This is a genomic window from Enterococcus sp. XAF26B05_ASV22, assembly GCF_056727285.1.
The window spans coordinates 1147452-1166026 of sequence record NZ_CM161538.1 but is presented as its reverse complement, the minus strand read 5'-3'; the positions used below and the strand labels follow the sequence as shown (position 1 = coordinate 1166026).

Sequence of the window (18575 nt, the reverse complement as noted above, 5' to 3'; positions counted from 1 at the left end):
TCCTCCTTATGCTTCTTCTTTGTATTCGATACCTAATTCTTGGCTGATTCCAGCATAGCCTTCTGCTTCTAAACGTTTCGCAAGTTCAGCACCACCAGTTTTCACGACACGGCCTTCCATCATGATATGCACCACATCAGGTGTGATGTAGTTCAATAGACGTTGGTAGTGAGTGATGATCAAAGCGCCAAAGTTCTCGCCACGCATTTCGTTTACGCCTTTTGAGACAACTTTCAACGCATCGATATCTAAACCAGAATCGATTTCATCTAAGATTGCAAATGTTGGTTCTAACATCAATAATTGTAAGATTTCATTCCGTTTCTTTTCTCCACCAGAGAAGCCTTCGTTTAAGTAACGTTCAGCCATTTCTTCTGGCATATTTAAAAGGTCCATTTTTTTGTCTAATTTTTTGATGAATTCCATGACTGAAATTTTATCGTCTTCATCACGTTTAGCATTGATTGCGGCACGCATAAATTCAGCATTTGTGATTCCTGGAATTTCACTTGGGTATTGCATTGCAAGGAATAATCCTAGACGGGCACGTTCGTCCACTTCAAGATCTAATACATTTTCGCCATCAAACAAGATTTCGCCTTCTGTGACTTCATAATTAGGATTTCCCATGATCGCAGCAGATAAGGTTGATTTACCTGTTCCGTTTGGCCCCATGATTGCGTGGATTTCACCTGTTTTCATGGTCAGGTTAACCCCTTTTAAAATCTTTTTATCTTCGATTGATACGTGCAAATTTTTAATTTCTAAAACGGACATGTACAATTCCCTCCAACTTAAAATTATTGTTTTATCGTTCTCATTCATTTTATCCTAATTGAGAATGATAAGCAATCTCTTTACTAGAATAATTCTTATTTAGTCTAGCTTTTCTTTGTGAAAAAATAGACTTAATTAGAATCTTTCTAAAATGGCTATCTATACTTTCATTAAAAATTACTTTTTTCCTTTTTACATGAAAACAGCCACAAAATTGAACAAAATATCTATTTCATTTCGATATTATTTCAACTCGAACAAAAAATCTGAAACAAGCAGTTTAAGCACTTGTTTCAGATTTCATTATTATTTATTTACTGGTTTTACTGATCCATCCCATTTTTTAAGAATCCAATCTTGAACTTCTTTACTGTGCAATGCATCTACTAATTTTTTGATTTTATCACTATCTTTGTCTTCTGAACGAACAGCCACAATATTTACATAGGGTGAGTTATCTTTTTCAAGTAACACTGAATCTTTCAAAGGGTTTAAACCTGCACTATATGCAAAGTTTGCATTGATTGCGACAAGATCTGCTTCGTCATTATTATATGTTGTTGTTAGAACTTCTGGATTGATATTATGGATAAACTTCAAGTTTTTAGGATTTTTATCGATATCTTCAAACGTTGCTGTTTCTAAATCAACCCCATCTTTGACCGTTACTAAATCAGCATCTTGTAAAATTGTAATGATACGACCCCAGTCAGATTCTGAATTTGAGGTAATGACTGTTGCCCCCTCTTTTAAGTCTTTGATATCTTTGATTCGTTTTGAATAAAGGCCCATTGGCTCGATATGAATACCGCCAGCATTTGCGAAATCATAGTTGTTTTCTTTAACTTGTAAATTAAAGTAAGGGATATGTTGGAAGTAATTTGCATCGATATCGCCTTCAGCTAGGTTTTTATTTGGCAAAATATAATCATCGAATTGAACGATTTCTAAATCAATGCCTTCTTTCTTAAGAATGGGTTTTACTTGTTCTAAAATTTCTGCATGGGGGGAAGCAGATGCGCCAACTTTTAGAACAGAAGATTCTTTTTCAGATCCAGCTGATTGACTATCATCTGTTTTGTCTTTTGATCCACCACAAGCGACTAAGCCAAACGCCACAACTGCTAATGTTGCTAAACCGAATAATTTCTTTTTCATATTTACTTCCTCCAATTGTTTTCTATTTTGATTGTTTATCGTTTGTCAGAACGTTTCACTAATTGATCACCGACAAATTGAATGATAAACACAATAACTAAGATTAAAACAGTAGCTATCAACGTAACGGTATTATTGTTACGGCTGAACCCTTCTTGATAAGCTAAGCCACCAAGTCCACCACCGCCAATGATTCCCGCCATTGCAGTAAAACCAATCATCGTAATTGTTGTAAGTGTCACACCAGATAGTAGTGCTGGGGTACTTTCGGGAATGAGTACTTTAAAGATTTTTTGGATTCTAGAAGCACCCATTGCATCTGCCGCTTCCAACACCCCACTGTCAACTTCACGAAACGCAATTTCAACTAAGCGAGCATAAAATGGTGCTGCTGATACGATTAATGAAGGAATTGCTGCTGTTGCGCCGATTCCTGTCCCAACTAGTTTTCTTGAGAAATCCATCAATAAGATAATCAAAACAATATACGGAATCGATCGAAAAATATTACTAACAACTGACAAAATGCTGTAACATACCTTTGCATATGGTGATTTATTACGACTTAAGCTATACAGTAATAGCCCTAACAAAAACCCAATAATAATAACAAAAATCATCGCAACAATCGTCATGAATAATGTATCAATTGCGGCTTGTTTCATTGATTCTGGATTCACCCGACTAAAATTTAAATACTTCTCTACAAATGTTTCATTCGCCACGGTGAATCACCTCCAAACCTACTTCTTTTTCTTTGAAGAACGTTACTGCTTTTTCTACTTCAATCGATGACCCAGTGATCATGACTGTAAGTGTGCCAAATGCACCTTCTTTAGCCTGTTGCACTTGTCCTTGAACCACATTGATATCTACAGCAAACTTTCGAATTGCTTGTGAAATGACAGGCTCATTTGCATTGTTTCCACTGAATTGAAGTGTCGCTACAAGTCCCGCTGGATTTTCCTGAATCAGCTCTTGTAATAACTCTTCTGTGTCTTCTTTAGGTTCTAATTCTTGTTGGACAAAGCGTTTTGTAACAGCTTGTTTAGGATCTCTAAAGACTTCTAAAACGTCACCTTCTTCTACAATTTGTCCTAATTCCATCACGGCAACTTTATTGCAAATCTTGCGAATCACATGCATCTCGTGGGTAATCAAAACAATCGTTAAATTCAGTGTTTTGTTGATTTCTAACAGTAGATCCAATACTTCATCCGTCGTTTGCGGATCTAGTGCACTCGTTGCTTCGTCACAAAGCAAGATTTCAGGATTATTCGCTAACGCTCTAGCAATCCCTACACGCTGCTTTTGCCCACCAGATAATTGGCTTGGGTAAGCATCCCCACGACCTTCTAATCCAACTAAACTTAAAAGTTCCTGGGCCCGTTCTTTTCTCACGTTCTTTGGAACATTGGCAAGTTCTAAAGGGAGCATGATGTTTTCTAGAATCGTTCTTGACCATAATAAATTAAAATGTTGAAAGATCATCCCAATTTTTTTTCGAAATTGACGTAGTTCACGGTTCGCCATTTGTGCAACATTTTGCCCTTGGACAACGACTTCACCTTGCGTTGGCAATTCTAAACCGTTTAATAAACGAACCAATGTACTTTTACCGGCACCAGAATAGCCGACGATGCCATAAATATCTCCTCGATCGACTGTCAATGAAACATCACTCACAGCTGTTACTTGTCCACTTTTACCAGAAAATTCTTTTTTTACGTGTTGTAATTCAATTAGAGGCATTTTTTCCCCTCCGCTTTCTTTGGTTTTGCTTCTTTTTTATTATACTACATGCTTTGCGCTGTGTTGTGAAATAATAGACAGATTAATTATCTTATTTTTCATCGGGCACGCTTACTTCTTGTACCACTCGTCTACCTTTTTTGACGTAGTAACTTGATGGTGATTCACTAGTAAGGAAACTTCTCTCACTTCGTTCGCCAAGTATTGTTCATCATCTACTCTGGTACGCTTACTTCTTATGCCACTCGTCTACCTTTTTTGACGTGGTAACTTGATGGTGATTCACTAGTAAGGAAACTTCTCTCACTTCGTTCGCCAAGTATTGTTCATCATCTACTCTGGTACGCTTACTTCTTGTGACACTCGTCTACCTTTTTAGACGTAGTAACTTGATGGTGATTCACTAGTAAGGAAACTTCTCTCACTTCGTTCGCCAAGTATTGTTCATCATCTACTCTGGTACGCTTACTTCTTGTGACACTCGTCTACCTTTTTAGACGTAGTAACTTGATGGTGATTCACTAGTAAGGAAACTTCTCTCACTTCGTTCGCCAAGTATTGTTCATCATCTACTCTGGCAAAGCCAGTCGTAGTGATTCACAATAAAAAGCCTCCGTCCCTGTCATTAATCTGACATAAGGACGAAAGCTTGTCTTTCGTGTTACCACCTTGATTTACTATTATTTCACAATAATAGCCTTATACAGTACTTGAACTCGTATACTGTCGTGCTATAACGGGCACTCCCGTAATAAGTTCACATCTGCTCACTTATTCCGCTCAAAGACCATCTTCCATCTCAACTATGTTGCCTATTTTCAGCAATCAAGGCTCTCTTCAAACACGTTTGACATGTACTCTTCTTTTCAAAGCTTTTACTTTTATTGATGAAATTATAGCAATATACAAATAGCTTGTCAATTATTATACTTGGGTTAATTCTGATTCATCAATGTCCGTGAGAATAGCAATCCAGGCATTTTTTTGTTCTGCATCATCTAACACACTAGGGTCTTGCGCAGCTGCTTCATTAATCGCTGCGATCGTTCCGCTAATGGGACTACTAAATTCACTGACAGCTTTTTCAGCTTCCAATTCAATCAGCGAATCCCCTTTTTCCAACGTTTGACCAACTTTAGGCATTGTTGCAAAAGTGATGTTTCCTAGGTCTTCTTGTGCTTCATTCGTTAAACCAATCTTATAGCCAGCATCTGTTTTTAAAACCCATAAACTATCGATTATTTTCAATTCTTCAGCCATTAGTCAATAGCTCCTTCATAGTCAGATTCTTTAAACCCGTTTGCTAAAAATTGACCTCCTTTAACAAAAATAGGACGTTTGATCAACATACCATCGGTTGCCAGTAATTCACTTGCTTCTTTGATTGAAAAGTCATTGACTTTATCTTTCAGTCCTTGTTCTCTATAACGAATGCCGCTTGTATTAAAGAAACGGCGGACTGGTAAATCACTTTGTTCCATCCAACTTGCTATTTGTTTAGCTGTAGGTGGATGTTCGATCATATCAATCGTTTCGTATTTTACCTGCTGTTGATCTAACCAAGCTTTTGCTTTCTTACAAGTCGAACATTTTGGATACCAGAAAAATGTGTACATTTCAACGCCTTCTTTCATTTAATAGTCTTCAATCGTTGCTTCTTTTTGATATTTCATTGACATAATCAATCCTACACCTAACATATTTCCTAAAATCGAGGAACCACCTTGGCTAATAAATGGTAACGGAATCCCTGTTAATGGTAGAAGTCCGATATTCGCTCCTATATTTTCAAATACGTGGAATAGAATCATCATGATGATTCCAGTTGCAATGTAGGCATAAAATTCATTATTTGTGTCAAAACACACACGAATCATGCGGTAAATCAAGATAAAGTAGAGCAAAATAATAAAGCATCCGCCAATGAAACCAAAGTTCTCACCTACAACAGTAAAAATCATATCTGACTCTCTAACCGGTACATAAACATCACTGACATTAAATCCTTTGCCAAGTAAACCGCCAGAACCAATTGCAGTGATTGCTAAAGCTGGCTGGAATGAACGGTCTGGATCATGATGGAAAGGATTCATCCATAAATCGATTCGATCAAACTGATACGGTTTAAATCCAACAGAATAAAGAAATTCCCGTCCAGTTGTTGTCGTTACTAAGTAAATCGTTCCTGCTCCAACTAGTAACGCGGCCAAAAAAGTCGGCAAGATAATTTTCCAAGAAATTCCCGACATCAGAAATACTCCGCCAAAAATGGCTAGGAAGACTAGCATCGTCCCAAAATCATCTTGGAGTAAAATCAAGATAATCACCGGCATCGTAACCAACAACATTTTGCCAATCAGCCAAAAATCAGATTTTACTGTCCGATTGACATTCTTCACATTGTGCATCGTCACTACATAAGCCAGCATCAAAATGAATGCTACCTTCATTAATTCCGAAGGTTGAAAAGTCGTTCCGCCAATACTGATCCAGTTTTTAGAGCCTGTTTGCGCCTCTAGATACGGATCATAAAATTTTAGAAGCAAACCCATCATGATCAACCCAATCACATAAAACACCGGGGTCAATCGCCAGAGGAGCTTAGAACTGAAATGCATGACGATCACAATACTAACACCACCAACCAAATACCATAATCCTTGCTTCATGAGCATATTGCCGATTTCTGGTCGATTTGGATCATTGCTCAATGCTACATAAAGTGACAGTATTCCGATGATTGAAAGAAGGAATACCGGTAAAATCACACCATAATCGATTCTATTATCTAAATTACGCATTAGTTTATTTTTATTCATTCGTCATCCCTTTTCCTTAAATCATACGTCTTTTATTATAACTTTCTATAGGAAGAAAAGAAAGTATAGTCTTGACGATTTTTGAAAAACTTTAAAGTACAAATTGAGTCGTTATAATTGTATTTTTTTATTTTGACAAATGTGACGTTCAATAAACGTATAAATATCAATTTAGTTATACATTGCATTGTTCCTCAGCAAAACTATATAATAACATTTAAAGGAGATGAATAACGTTGAAAAAGATTTACGTGTTGGGAATTAGTCTGCTTCTATTATCACTTGGTGGCTGTGGGAAGCCTACTGATAAAGAAAACAAATCTCAAGCTTCAGATGAACCTTGGATCACGCTCGAAAAGGATACGATTGAATCAGATGAAAATGGCCAATTTCAACTTACTGGAAAAGCCAAATACAGCAGTTTTTCTGCTAGTATCATCCAAAATAAGAATGGCCTCAGTTTACAAGAACCACGAGGTGTGCTCAAAATTGAGAAAGACGGTTCATTTATTTGGAAAAATATTTTTATAAATGGACAGGCACCTACAACAGATGTTTCTTTTTCATCTTATAAAGAAAAAGAAAAGATTCAATACCAAGTTAACGTTGATTATAGTAAATTCGTAGCTAAACAGGAAGAAAATAGGTTGATAGAAGAAGAAATCAACGCTACAATGCCTGCACTATTAGAAGAAATTATTGCTTCTTCTGAAAGTATGATTATCAATATTGACAAAAAATATCATAGTTATCGGAGCTTGCTAGTAACAGTACCTTTAGATGTAAAGTATGAACGTAATGGTATGAAGAAGAAATATATGGATACAATCGGCTTTCTAATTCAAGATAAAACGGCCAGTACATTATATTCAGATAAAAAGCAGATTCCTTATATTACATTCCGATATGACAAAACAAATGAAGTTTTAGGCGCTACTGATTTAATTAATCGAAGAAAATTCATTCTTTATGATGAAAGCAACTAGTGAGAATATACGTAAATGAAATAGTATTTCTATTGAATTTAAATGAAAAAAATAGGGGTGTGGGATTAAATGCTTCTGTCCCAGACTCCTATTCAAATTCACCCTTTATATAGTCTACTAAGTTATTACGAGAATCAAATTATTCTACAAAATCTAAGACTTCTTCATAAGCTTCGATTTGCGCATACAAACGTTGGATCTGCAGTTCATTTTCAATGTAATTGATAGAGTTCCCAAGATTTTCTTGACGTTTGTCTTCTAAGCGTTCGACTTTTTTCTTTGCTTCATTGACTAATTTAGTGATTTTATCAACATTTTCTGACATGATGCATTCCTCCTATATACTTACTTCTTATTCGAGTGTAGGCTTATTTTTGCAAATATACAAAGATTATCTACGAATTTATTAAACTTCTTTATAAAAAGGCTCAACATCTTTACTTAACAAGATGTTGAGCCTTTCTTTTATGCCAGCTGTAGGAATCGAACCTACGACCTACGCGTTACGAGTGCGTTGCTCTACCGACTGAGCTAAGCTGGCAATACAATGCAAATTATAGAACTAAACTTATTTTTTGTAAAGACAAAAACCTGTCTTTTTTTAAATAAATTTAGTTTTCTGAAATTTTTCTTTAAATGTGGTATAATAAAAGAAGTTAAGAAAGGAAGTTTTTTTGAATGTCTAATTTCGGTAACTTTAATCGTCCTGTTGAGCCTTCTTCTGAAGGGGATTTATTCACTGTTGATACTCAGGTCACTTTCTTGATGCATGGTCAACCACAGACTGGGATTATCACGAAACAATTAAATAATTCTGCTGTAGTGGAAATTGATGAGAAATCTGATAACACTGATTTAATGGTCAAAAGTAATGGTGTGATTGTCATCAATTACAAAAAATTACAAAAAGTATAGACTCTTCCATCCATTATTAGTGGATGGATTTTTTAATTAAAAAAATAGCTGAGTAGAGAGAGTTCATCTCTCTACTCAGCTATTTTGTCGTTTACTTATTTGGTTCCAAACAAACGGTCACCAGCATCGCCAAGACCTGGAACGATGTAGCCATCTTTATCTAGATACTCATCTAATGCTGCAGTATAAATATCAATATCAGGATGTGCTTCTTGTAATGCTTTCACACCTTCTGGCGCTGCAACGAGACATACAAATTTAATATTGCTGCCGCCGCGTGCTTTCAATGCATCGATTGCCATGATTGCTGATCCGCCTGTAGCAAGCATTGGATCCACTACAAATAATTGACGTGCGTCAATATCTTCTGGCATCTTCACAAAGTATTCAACTGGTTCTAATGTATCATGATCACGGTATAACCCGATATGTCCAACCTTCGCTGCTGGAATCAATTCCAAAATACCATCTACCATTCCAATACCTGCACGTAAAATCGGCACGATTGCAACCTTTTTACCAGATAATGTTTTTTGTGTTGTTTCACAGATCGGTGTCTCGATCACAACGTCTTCTAACGGCATATCTCTTGAAACTTCGTATGCCATTAGCATTGCAATTTCATTCACGACTTCACGAAAAACCTTTGTTCCACAATCTTTATCTCTAATGATTGTTAATTTGTGTTGGATCAGTGGATGATCAATAACTTGGAATTTTCCCATGCTCATTCTCCTTCAATAATTTATTCCTTCCTATTGTAAAACAAAATCGAGCGATTGACTAGTCAATCACTCGAATCTTTTACTTATAAAGTGGATATTTTTTTGTAAGCTCACTAACTGCAGCCCGAACTTCAGAAAGAGTCGTTTCATTCTCATGATTTTTTAACACTTTAACGATCAATTTTGCGACTTCAACACAATCATCCTCTTTGAAGCCTCGAGTTGTGATCGCAGGAGTACCAATCCGAATACCACTCGTTTTAAATGGACTAAGCTGTTCAAATGGAATTGAATTTTTGTTCGCTGTAATATTCACACTGTCTAGAATCGCTTCTGCTTCTTTTCCATTTAAACCAAAACCACTAACATCGATCAATAACAAATGATTATCAGTTGATCCGCTTACTAAACGCGCTTCAGGTGTTTGATTGATAACTTTCGTCATCGCTTTCGCATTTTCGATCACTTGTTCACTGTATTCTTTAAAGGTAATATCTAATGCTTCTTTAAAAGCAACTGCTTTACCAGCAATCACGTGTTCTAATGGTCCGCCCTGAATACCAGGGAAGATATTGCTATTGATTTTTTTCGCTAACTCTTCATTATTAGTTAAAATAAGCCCACCACGAGGCCCACGTAATGTTTTATGTGTTGTTGATGTTGTGATATCTGCAAAAGGAACTGGATTTGGATGTAAACCAGCTGCTACAAGTCCTGCAATATGCGCCATATCTACCATTAATTTTGCACCAATTTCATCCGCAATTTCACGGAATTTTTCGAAGTCGATGGTACGAGAATACGCGCTGGCACCCGCTACAATCAATTTTGGTTGATGCTCACGTGCCAAAATACGCACGACATTATAATCGATTACTTCTGTTGTTGGATCAACGCCGTAACTTACAAAGTTATACGTTTTGCCACTAAAGTTTACTGGTGATCCATGAGTTAAATGTCCTCCCGCAGACAAATCCATCCCTAAAACAGTATCCCCTGGTTCGATCAATGAAAGATAAGCGGCTGTATTCGCTTGTGACCCAGAATGTGGTTGTACATTTGCGAATTTAGCTCCAAATAATTCTTTCGCACGATCAATTGCTAAGTCTTCAACGATGTCAATGAATTCACAGCCACCATAATAGCGTTTGCTAGGATATCCCTCCGCATATTTGTTTGTAAGAATACTTCCTTGCGCAGCCATCACACCTTTCGAAACAACGTTCTCCGATGCAATCAGCTCCAAGTTGTTTTCTTGACGTTCGTTCTCTTTTTCAATAGCATCCCATAAATCCGGATCAACTGTTTTATAATCCATTAAACAAGCCTCCATTTCATTTGTTTGTACCGATTGTATCATACTTAAAAGCTCTCTACTCGAAAATAGAATCAATTTTCAATATTTTTTGATTTGCTGCTTTTTTTAGACGATTCATATAAGCGATCCCTAACTCTGATTCTGGGAAAGCTTGGGCAAAAATAACATCGATATTCTGTTCATCTAAACTTCTGAGACCAGCAAATAACAGTTTAGTCCCTTGTTCCACTGTATCTTCCCCAAAAGAAAAAATAGCTGTTACCTCAGTTGAAAATGCTGATGTGATACGATCACTTGTAAATAGCCCGATTCGTTGATTTTTACTTTTGGCCCAATTGATCGCTTTGTCAAATACATCTTTATCGCCGTCTATGATCCAGACTGGAACATCAGGAGAATAATGCTTATACTTCATTCCTGGCGCCTTAGGAGCTTCCTTTTCAGTGATTAAATGCTGATCCAACGTCACTTTTCCTACTACCTGTTCCAACTGCTCTTTCGTAATAGCACCTGGCCTTAATACGACGGGAACTCCATTTTTTGTAGTCAAATCTAGAACGGTTGATTCTACTCCAATTTGTGTTGGTCCATCATCTAAAATACCAGCGATCTTACCATGTAAATCATGGTAGACATGCTTCGCGGTTGTTGGGCTAGGTTTGCCAGAAGTATTTGCACTTGGCCCAACCAAAGGAACATTTGCTTCTTTTATCAATTCAATTGTTTTCAAATTATTAGGCATCCGAAAAGCAACCGTATTTAAACCACCCGTAACTGTAGTAGAAAACGTAGTAGGTTTCACATCGAAAATCAAGGTCAAAGGACCAGGCCAAAAAGCATCGACAAGTGCCTTTGTATGTTTAGGAAAATCCGTCACATAGTGTGTGACCATTTCAAAACCACTGACATGTACAATCAATGGATTGTCGCTAGGTCGTCCTTTTACAGTGTATACTTGCTTTACTGCCTGTTCATCCAAAGCGTTTGCGCCAAGTCCATATACTGTTTCAGTTGGGAAGGCTATCAGTTCTCCTTGACGGATCAACTCTGCTGCTTCACCAATTTCGTCTGTTGTAAATTGTTTTGTTTCCACTTTTTATCCCTCCTCTTTTTTAGTTGAAACAATCACCATTCGATCATTTCCTGATAAGTCTTGGACAACTTCTACTTGTTTTTGAGGGAATGCTTGCTGGAAAAGTTCTTTAACGGCCTCTCCTTGCTGAAAACCGATTTCCAAATAAATTTTTCCTTCTGGATTCAGTTTATCTTTTGCTTCGTCAGCTAATCGCTGATAAATAGCTAATCCATCATTTTCCGCAAATAATGCTGTTTTTGGTTCGTATGTCCGAACACTTTCATCCATTAATGCCCATTCAGCATTACTAATATAGGGAGGATTTGAAATCAAGATATCAATCCTTTTGTTTTTTATCGGTTTTAGCGCATCGCCGTGAATAAACTCAATTTCAGCCTCTAGTTGTTGTGCATTTTTCTTTGCGACTTTCAATGCTTCTTCGGAAATATCGATGGCTGTCACTTGCCAGTTTGGACGAGCTAATTTTAAACTGATTGCAATCGCCCCCGTCCCAGTCCCTACATCAACAACAGTTAGAGATTGGTTGGGATTTTCTTTTAAACAACGGTCTACTAATTCTTCGGTTTCAGGTCTAGGAATCAAGGTATGCTCGTTGACTAGAAAACGTTGTTCATAAAAATCACCGTAACCCAATAGATACTGTGGCGGATAATTATTAGCTAGTTGCTTCAAGTCCTCATTGATTTGTTGTTCATCTGCACATGTTATTTCATCTTTTAAATGGAGTAGCCAATCCGTCTTCGTCCACCCCTTTCTTTCTAGAAAAACAAAGAGGATACTGTATCCTTCTTTCCCATGTTTTTCTAAAAAAGAAGAAGCCCGTTCAAGGACTTCAAAATAACGGTTACCCATTTTGCATCTCTTCTAATTTTGATGTTTGATCGTATAACACTAAAGCATCGACGATTTCATCTAATTTTCCAGCTAAAATTTGATCTAGTTTTTGAATCGTTAACCCAATACGGTGATCGGTCACACGGTTTTGCGGAAAATTATAAGTACGAATTCGTTCAGAACGATCTCCAGTACCAACAGCGGATTTACGATTCGCATCGTATTCGCTTTGTGCTTCTTGCTGCATTTGGTCATAGACTCTCGCACGTAAAATTTTCATCGCTTTCTCACGGTTTTTGATTTGTGAACGTTCATCTTGCATCGCTACAGCAATTCCTGTTGGAATATGGGTCAAACGAACGGCAGAAGCTGTCTTATTGACGTGCTGACCACCGGCTCCACTTGCATGGTAGATATCGGTACGGATATCTTTATCCGCAAGATCCAATTCTACTTCTTCTGCTTCTGGTAATACAACGACTGTTGCAGTAGATGTATGAATACGGCCTTGAGATTCTGTTGAAGGAACACGTTGCACACGGTGTGCGCCGCTTTCGTATTTTAATTTAGAGAAGACATTGTCTCCTGAAATCATCATGATTACTTCTTTATATCCGCCAATCCCAGTGATGCTAGCTTCCAAGACATCTGTCTTCCAGCCTTGAGATTCCGCATATTTTTGGTACATCCCGAATAGATCTCCTGCAAATAAAGCTGCTTCATCTCCACCTGCTGCACCACGGATCTCCATAATGATATTCTTATCGTCATTTGGATCTGTCGGCAATAGTAAAATTTTGATTCGTTCTTCAAGAACGTCTTTTTCTTTTTTTAATTCTGATAGTTCTTCTTTCGCCATTTCTGCCATTTCAGCATCTAATTTTTCGCCTAACAGTTCTTCTGTGTCGCTGATTCCTTCTACTACTTGTTTATAGCGGCGATAAACGTCTACTGTTTCGCGAGTATTCGCTTCCTCTTTAGATAATTGCATAAAGCGTTTCGTATCACTAATCACTTCTGGGTCGCTTAATAATTCGCCTAGCTCTTCATAGCGATCTTCGATTGATTGTAACTGATCGTACATAGTTGGTTGCTCCTTTTTCGTTAAGTCACTGTTTTTTATTTTTCCTCTTTTTTACGGAGTTACTTATTTGCTACTTGTTCACCGTCAATTGGCGGATGAAAATAGTGATTTCGACACACTGGATAATAGGCTTCGTTGCCTCCAATTTGAACTTGGGTTCCTTCGTAAACGGGTCGACCATCAATGTAATGTAAATTCATTGTGGCTTTTTTGTGGCAGAACCAGCAGATTGTTTTGAGTTCTTCTAATTTGTCAGCATATAGCATCAAATACTTTGATCCTTCAAATAGTTCATTACGGAAATCATTCTTCAAACCAAAAGCCATAACAGGAATATTAAGTTCATCTACCACTCTAGCAAATTCAATCACATGTTGTTTTCCTAGAAATTGAGATTCGTCTACTAATATACAGTAAGGTTTATACTCTAGCTTTTGGATTAATTCATAAACATTTGTTTCTTTAAAAATGGGAATGGCTTCTCTTCTAAGGCCAATACGGCTTGAAACGACACCTACGCCATCTCTAGTATCAAGTCCACTTGTCATGATCACAACAGGCTTGTCTTGTTCTTCATAGTTGTGTGCTACTTTTAAGATCTCAATGGTTTTCCCACTGTTCATTGCGCCATATTTAAAAAATAATTGTGCCATTCCTTCGTCGTCACCTCTCGTTTAGTTCCTCTCGTATTTTACTATAAAACCGAAGTTTTTTACAGTGGTAAATTTAAGGCTTATGTATCAAGGGTTTTCACTTACCTAAAAATTTCTATACCTGCAGTCATACCTGCTCCTTTTTTTGAAGAATAAAAAAAGATAATTATCCCACTTGTATCAGTGGAACAATTATCTCATCTGCTTTGTTAGCTATTTCTATTATATAATCTGGACTCGTATGTGTATAACTATCTGTCATTGTTTTATCTTTTGTTGTATGTCCTACATATCTACTCAATTTATTTTTAGTCGTTTCATATTCTGTTAATAATGTGATAAACGTGTGTCGAAATGCATGTGCAGTAAATTTTTCTCTGCCCATCGATTCACACAAAACTTCCAATTTGTAATTTATCGTACTATTAATATATCTTCTTTCTTGTGCAATATTGTAAAAAACAATACCTGAATACTCACTATTTTCACGGTTAAATTTTTCTTCTGTTCTTTTCTGCGAAACTTTCCATTCTTTTAGTAATTCTAACAAATATTTAGAAGTAATTGGAATAACTCTATTAGACTTTACTGTTTTTGGACTAGATACATCTACTCTTCTTTTTAATTCTACTTGTGTTTTATTAATTGTTAGTGTTTGTTTGTTAAAATCGATATCTGACCAGTTTAATGCTAACGCTTCTCCTATGCGAATACCTGTCATTACTAATAAGGTAAATAGTGTTTTATATTGTATTACTTGACCATTTCTACCACCTTTTTTTATTTTACTTTGCTCCTCAAATTTTTCAAAAAATTCGTTTAATTCTTTTGCTGTCAAATACTTTTCCTCATCTTTTTTCTTCATTTTAAAAAACCTTAGAAAGCCTCTCTGGGGTTAATGGGAAACATAAAAAAAGAGGTAGGAAGTTTCTACACTTCCTACTTTAAGTTATTATTATTCAAATAAATAACTAGCACAATTTACTTCTTCTGGTTCGTAATCTTCTAATGGAATATCTAAAGGTACTTTTTTTAATTCTTCTCTGTCAACCAAAATCAGTTTTTGTTCAGTTAAAACTTCTATTAGTTCTGTATATTTTTTTTCTAACTTTTTATTTTTAAAGTCTGTTAAATCGACTATATCAAAAGTTATACCTTCTTTAGGATTTTGGTATTGTGCTTTTCTGATAGTGAAAAACGGACTTATTGCTGATATCTTTAATCCAATATATTCTATATAACCACGTTCCATTATTTCTTTAGTTGATTTATCTGAAAAAAATGAATTTTTTAATTTAATGTCTTCCATAAACATATACGAAAAACATCTAGTATACTCAAAACCGCCTGACGGTTTAAACACTATTCCCTCCATATTTTTTAATAAGTGTTCATCCCATTCATCGCTGTACACATATTTTCTTAGGACATATCCATAGTCCCCTTCTTTCAAACTTCTATTTACAAAATTAATCGCTTGTTCATTTGCGTTCATTAAGTCTCCTCCTTACTTCTTTAGGTATTTTAGGATATCCATGGATGTTCCCTTTTCCGTCGATATGAACTACAATTTCAGTCGTTACTCCGTCACTACCAACTACTTCTCCTGAATCATATTCTTTCACAGTGCCCTCACGTCCATCAGCCCATCTTCCTTTTTGCCAAGCCTCTTGTGTGTCTGCTACACCATTTCCACCATCAATCCAAGTTGATTTATCTTCTTTTGATTGTTTATTGTTCCTGTGACCTTCTTGGTGTTTTCCTTGTTTACCAGCATCAACTGGAGGAGCCCCTTCGACTTCACCTGTAACTAATCCTTGTTGTGGTAATAAGTCTTTTGGATTAACCGCTCTTACTCGTTTACTTGCTTCAACACTTCTAGCAGAATTTATTGCTTCTACCGCAGATTTACCGACTTTTACTGTTCCGATACCTTTTCGTATTATATCAATACCTTTACCTATTTTACCAATGTTTCCTAATATTCCTCCAAAAGCGGGTGATAATGGCATTTCATTTCTCATTACTTTTACTTCTTCAACTTTCATAATGTGAGTACAAAAAAGAGAGTACAATCAATATAATTGTCTCTCTAAGCCTACAGCCTATGATTTTATATGTTATCAAATTGTATAAAAAGGTATTATTTTAATACCTTTTTTCAAAAGCAGGTGGAAAAGTAGAGATTATGTCTATAAGGTCATTTTCTGTGATAATAACATAATGTTCTACATCACCACAAAAACCACCACTTTCTTTTTCTATCCACTCAACATATTTTGATTGCTCTACCTTATAGATAGGATTACCAACAAAATTCTCTCTATATTTTTGGATGCCTGCTACTTCATTATATGTTCTAATTCGTCTTCCCTCATCTGTAATTCGTAAAGAATCAACAAAACCGAAAATAACATCAATATTATTTTCTTTTCCTACAAGCTTTATTATTGTTCCTTCTAAGTTTTGGACTATTTCAGATACTTCATAAGTATCAATCGGTATATTACTGTCATCGTATTCATACCATCGTTCTAACATATTTGTTTCTTCCTTTCTATTTTCCGTACCTAACTTTTATTAATGGTTTTCCTGGAGCCTTTATTTCTAAGGTTGAGCCTCCAGTACCACTACCAGGTCTTACCGAAATTCTAGTACCATCTTCTAAAACACCATGAAGTCCATCTCCATACTGAGTCTTAATTTCTTTCACATTTTTAGGATTTAATGAATTGAAATCATCAACAGCATCATCCATGTTACCATCTTTTTCAAAATTTTTTGCTTTCCCAATAGGTCTAGTGGTATCTTTAGCACCTTCAAGAATATCATCCACAATTTTGTCACTACTTTTAGAATTGCTTATTTGTGGTGCATTGTTTACTATATCCAAAATAGATTGTCCTATTTTAATAACTCCTGCACCTTGTCTAATTATACCAATTCCTTTACCTATTTTATCAACATTGCCCAATATTCCTCCAAACCCAGGAGCTAACGGCATTTCATTTCTCATTATTTTTACATTTTCGACTTTGTATTGGTCTTTACCTAGATAATCTTTACATTTTTCTAATTGATTATAGAGATTAGAATGCGCTTTTGGCGATACAATTTTGCCATTTTTCATCAGGTACCACGTTTTTTTAGTTCCTAAGGTACTACAAATAATGGTATAGCCGTTTAAACTTGCAATTGTTTGTTTCATTTCTCGGTTCTTCATTTCTTGTTTCATTTTCTCTCGTTGTTGCCATCGTGCATTAATAGGACTTGCCCATGTCATTTTAAACCGTTCATAAACTTATTACTAGCATCAAAATACGCTGAGGAAGGACCATCCCCTTTAAAGGCTATATTCCCCCATTGCCCAACATCTTTAGAACCTTCTCCAAAAAATCCATTATCAAAGTTAGTACCTGCAAAGCCAACCACAACTTTTCCTGTGTTGTTATCTAGAAATGCTACACCACTTGAACTGGTTTTAGGGTCATAGAATGCATCTACTAGTTGGAGATTAGAAGGGAACTTTTTATTTTCTTGCAATGCTTCTAGTTGCTTAATTATATCTCTATCTGATACACCATTTACCAATGCATTTTCAATTTCATAAGAGATTGTGGCTACAGCACTAGTTGGTTCACTATCTACTTTAATTCCTTTATCTTTAAGTTCATATTTACTCAACTGTTAAGTCCTCCTCGGATAGAGGTTGAAAATCAATGAAATCAGAAAAATAAACACTTAATTTTTTATCAAACCTAATCTCCACTTGCTTATACCCTACCGAACTCCCATCTAGACTACCTGTACCTTTTAACAATAAAGTTGGCGGTACCTCTGTAGAAATATCATTTCTTTTTCTTAGTTCCTTTACATTTGAATCATCATTTGTTAATTGATATTCTAATTCATACATAGGAACCTCTGGATTGTACATTTTTTTTAAATTCTTATATGAATCTAGTTTGTCAAATTTTCCATATTGAACAAAGAATTGGAATTTTTCTATTTTTCTCTGAAGTTCTTTGTCGGAAATTTCTTCTTTTGATTGAAAGCCATTATCAGTATAAACTACCGGGTACTTTGTAGTTTCACTGCTTTTTCCAAAAGAATTGGGAGTAATAGAAACATAATAATAACCATTCATTTTCCGTGTATTCCTGTTAATTCTTAGTCGCATACCTTCTGTAAATAAATCTCCTTCTTCTGTTTTACTCATTGAAAAGTCAGAATTTAACACCCAAACCCCCTTATCATCTTTATCAAATTCTTCATCTTTATAGCCTTCCATATCGTAGAAACTTTCCAGATTTGGTGTTGGATACATTGCTAATACTTTATCAAAACTTTGTTCAATTTCTGCTTTATTTTTTGTTTCACATCCAGTTAATCCACTCATTATCATTAGTCCTCCTATAAATAAATATAATTTTTTCAAAATATTTTCTCCTCCTAAAC

Annotated in this window: 23 protein-coding genes, 1 tRNA gene and 1 other annotated feature; of the genes, 2 read left to right on the top strand and 22 right to left on the bottom strand. The window is 35.8% G+C overall.

Annotated features, from left to right (window positions below):
- Positions 1–6 precede the first annotated feature (6 nt).
- The 7 genes from sufC to AC1PU0_RS05765 all read right to left on the bottom strand — a co-directional run bounded on the left by sufC (position 7) and on the right by AC1PU0_RS05765 (position 6506).
- A complete protein-coding gene (gene sufC, locus AC1PU0_RS05795) occupies positions 7–777 on the bottom strand; it encodes a Fe-S cluster assembly ATPase SufC (protein WP_069654614.1) in 771 nt (256 codons plus the stop codon).
- Between the two features lie 306 nt (positions 778–1083).
- A complete protein-coding gene (locus AC1PU0_RS05790; protein WP_069654615.1) occupies positions 1084–1935 on the bottom strand; it encodes a MetQ/NlpA family ABC transporter substrate-binding protein in 852 nt (283 codons plus the stop codon).
- A 35-nt stretch (positions 1936–1970) separates the two neighbouring features.
- Positions 1971–2600, bottom strand: coding sequence for a methionine ABC transporter permease (locus tag AC1PU0_RS05785; protein WP_181429516.1), 630 nt, complete (start codon positions 2598–2600; stop codon positions 1971–1973).
- A gap of 49 nt (positions 2601–2649) precedes the next feature.
- Positions 2650–3687 carry a methionine ABC transporter ATP-binding protein gene (locus tag AC1PU0_RS05780; protein WP_206848665.1) on the bottom strand — a complete coding sequence of 346 codons (1038 nt, stop codon included), beginning with the start codon at positions 3685–3687 and terminating at the stop codon, positions 2650–2652.
- 634 nt (positions 3688–4321) lie between these two features.
- Positions 4322–4566, bottom strand: a binding site (T-box leader).
- 45 nt (positions 4567–4611) lie between these two features.
- Entirely contained in the window at positions 4612–4947 is a 336-nt protein-coding gene (locus tag AC1PU0_RS05775) for a glycine cleavage system H family protein (protein WP_069654617.1), read from the bottom strand.
- Positions 4947–5303 (bottom strand): arsenate reductase family protein, encoded by a 357-nt coding sequence (locus AC1PU0_RS05770; RefSeq protein ID WP_206848849.1) that lies wholly within the window; start codon positions 5301–5303, stop codon positions 4947–4949. The genes AC1PU0_RS05775 and AC1PU0_RS05770 overlap by 1 nt, the downstream gene beginning before the upstream one ends.
- An 18-nt stretch (positions 5304–5321) precedes the next feature.
- Positions 5322–6506, bottom strand: a complete 1185-nt coding sequence (locus AC1PU0_RS05765; protein ID WP_069654618.1) for an FtsW/RodA/SpoVE family cell cycle protein — start codon at positions 6504–6506, stop codon at positions 5322–5324.
- A gap of 236 nt (positions 6507–6742) precedes the next feature.
- On the opposite strand from AC1PU0_RS05765, the gene AC1PU0_RS05760 reads away from it, so the two are divergent.
- Positions 6743–7492, top strand: coding sequence for a hypothetical protein (locus AC1PU0_RS05760; protein ID WP_206848664.1), 750 nt, complete (start codon positions 6743–6745; stop codon positions 7490–7492).
- 139 nt (positions 7493–7631) lie between these two features.
- On the opposite strand, the gene AC1PU0_RS05755 is transcribed toward AC1PU0_RS05760, so the two are convergent.
- Both AC1PU0_RS05755 and AC1PU0_RS05750 read right to left on the bottom strand, forming a co-directional pair.
- Entirely contained in the window at positions 7632–7817 is a 186-nt protein-coding gene (locus AC1PU0_RS05755) for a hypothetical protein (protein WP_069654620.1), read from the bottom strand.
- A gap of 143 nt (positions 7818–7960) precedes the next feature.
- Positions 7961–8033, bottom strand: a tRNA-Thr gene (locus AC1PU0_RS05750).
- Positions 8034–8170: 137 nt separating this feature from the next.
- On the opposite strand from AC1PU0_RS05750, the gene AC1PU0_RS05745 reads away from it, so the two are divergent.
- The gene (locus tag AC1PU0_RS05745) at positions 8171–8407 is read left to right on the top strand and encodes a hypothetical protein (protein WP_069654621.1); all 237 of its coding nucleotides are present in this window, start codon (positions 8171–8173) and stop codon (positions 8405–8407) included.
- A 95-nt stretch (positions 8408–8502) separates the two neighbouring features.
- Here AC1PU0_RS05745 and upp read toward each other — a convergent pair whose 3' ends face one another.
- The 13 genes from upp to AC1PU0_RS05680 form a co-directional block, all read right to left on the bottom strand.
- Positions 8503–9132 (bottom strand): uracil phosphoribosyltransferase, encoded by a 630-nt coding sequence (upp, locus tag AC1PU0_RS05740; RefSeq protein WP_069645130.1) that lies wholly within the window; start codon positions 9130–9132, stop codon positions 8503–8505.
- Between the two features lie 79 nt (positions 9133–9211).
- Positions 9212–10450, bottom strand: a complete 1239-nt coding sequence (glyA, locus tag AC1PU0_RS05735) for a serine hydroxymethyltransferase (protein WP_206848663.1) — start codon at positions 10448–10450, stop codon at positions 9212–9214.
- Between the two features lie 55 nt (positions 10451–10505).
- Positions 10506–11543, bottom strand: coding sequence for an L-threonylcarbamoyladenylate synthase (locus AC1PU0_RS05730; RefSeq protein ID WP_206848661.1), 1038 nt, complete (start codon positions 11541–11543; stop codon positions 10506–10508).
- A gap of 3 nt (positions 11544–11546) precedes the next feature.
- A complete protein-coding gene (gene prmC, locus AC1PU0_RS05725; RefSeq protein WP_206837542.1) occupies positions 11547–12398 on the bottom strand; it encodes a peptide chain release factor N(5)-glutamine methyltransferase in 852 nt (283 codons plus the stop codon).
- Positions 12391–13464, bottom strand: coding sequence for a peptide chain release factor 1 (gene prfA, locus AC1PU0_RS05720; RefSeq protein WP_069654625.1), 1074 nt, complete (start codon positions 13462–13464; stop codon positions 12391–12393). The genes prmC and prfA overlap by 8 nt, the downstream gene beginning before the upstream one ends.
- 59 nt (positions 13465–13523) lie before the next feature.
- Positions 13524–14117, bottom strand: coding sequence for a thymidine kinase (locus tag AC1PU0_RS05715; protein ID WP_069654626.1), 594 nt, complete (start codon positions 14115–14117; stop codon positions 13524–13526).
- A 166-nt stretch (positions 14118–14283) separates the two neighbouring features.
- Positions 14284–14982, bottom strand: coding sequence for a tyrosine-type recombinase/integrase (locus AC1PU0_RS05710; protein WP_206848660.1), 699 nt, complete (start codon positions 14980–14982; stop codon positions 14284–14286).
- Between the two features lie 90 nt (positions 14983–15072).
- Positions 15073–15612 carry a hypothetical protein gene (locus AC1PU0_RS05705; RefSeq protein ID WP_206848659.1) on the bottom strand — a complete coding sequence of 180 codons (540 nt, stop codon included), beginning with the start codon at positions 15610–15612 and terminating at the stop codon, positions 15073–15075.
- Positions 15599–16141 carry a hypothetical protein gene (locus AC1PU0_RS05700; protein ID WP_206848658.1) on the bottom strand — a complete coding sequence of 181 codons (543 nt, stop codon included), beginning with the start codon at positions 16139–16141 and terminating at the stop codon, positions 15599–15601. Before AC1PU0_RS05700 ends, AC1PU0_RS05705 begins: the two co-directional genes overlap by 14 nt.
- 124 nt (positions 16142–16265) lie before the next feature.
- A complete protein-coding gene (locus tag AC1PU0_RS05695) occupies positions 16266–16658 on the bottom strand; it encodes a hypothetical protein (RefSeq protein WP_206848657.1) in 393 nt (130 codons plus the stop codon).
- 16 nt (positions 16659–16674) lie between these two features.
- Positions 16675–17325, bottom strand: coding sequence for a hypothetical protein (locus tag AC1PU0_RS05690; protein ID WP_479998772.1), 651 nt, complete (start codon positions 17323–17325; stop codon positions 16675–16677).
- A 71-nt stretch (positions 17326–17396) separates the two neighbouring features.
- Positions 17397–17801 carry a hypothetical protein gene (locus AC1PU0_RS05685; RefSeq protein WP_206848655.1) on the bottom strand — a complete coding sequence of 135 codons (405 nt, stop codon included), beginning with the start codon at positions 17799–17801 and terminating at the stop codon, positions 17397–17399.
- Positions 17794–18555 (bottom strand): tandem-type lipoprotein, encoded by a 762-nt coding sequence (locus AC1PU0_RS05680; protein ID WP_206848654.1) that lies wholly within the window; start codon positions 18553–18555, stop codon positions 17794–17796. Before AC1PU0_RS05680 ends, AC1PU0_RS05685 begins: the two co-directional genes overlap by 8 nt.
- Positions 18556–18575: the final 20 nt, after the last annotated feature.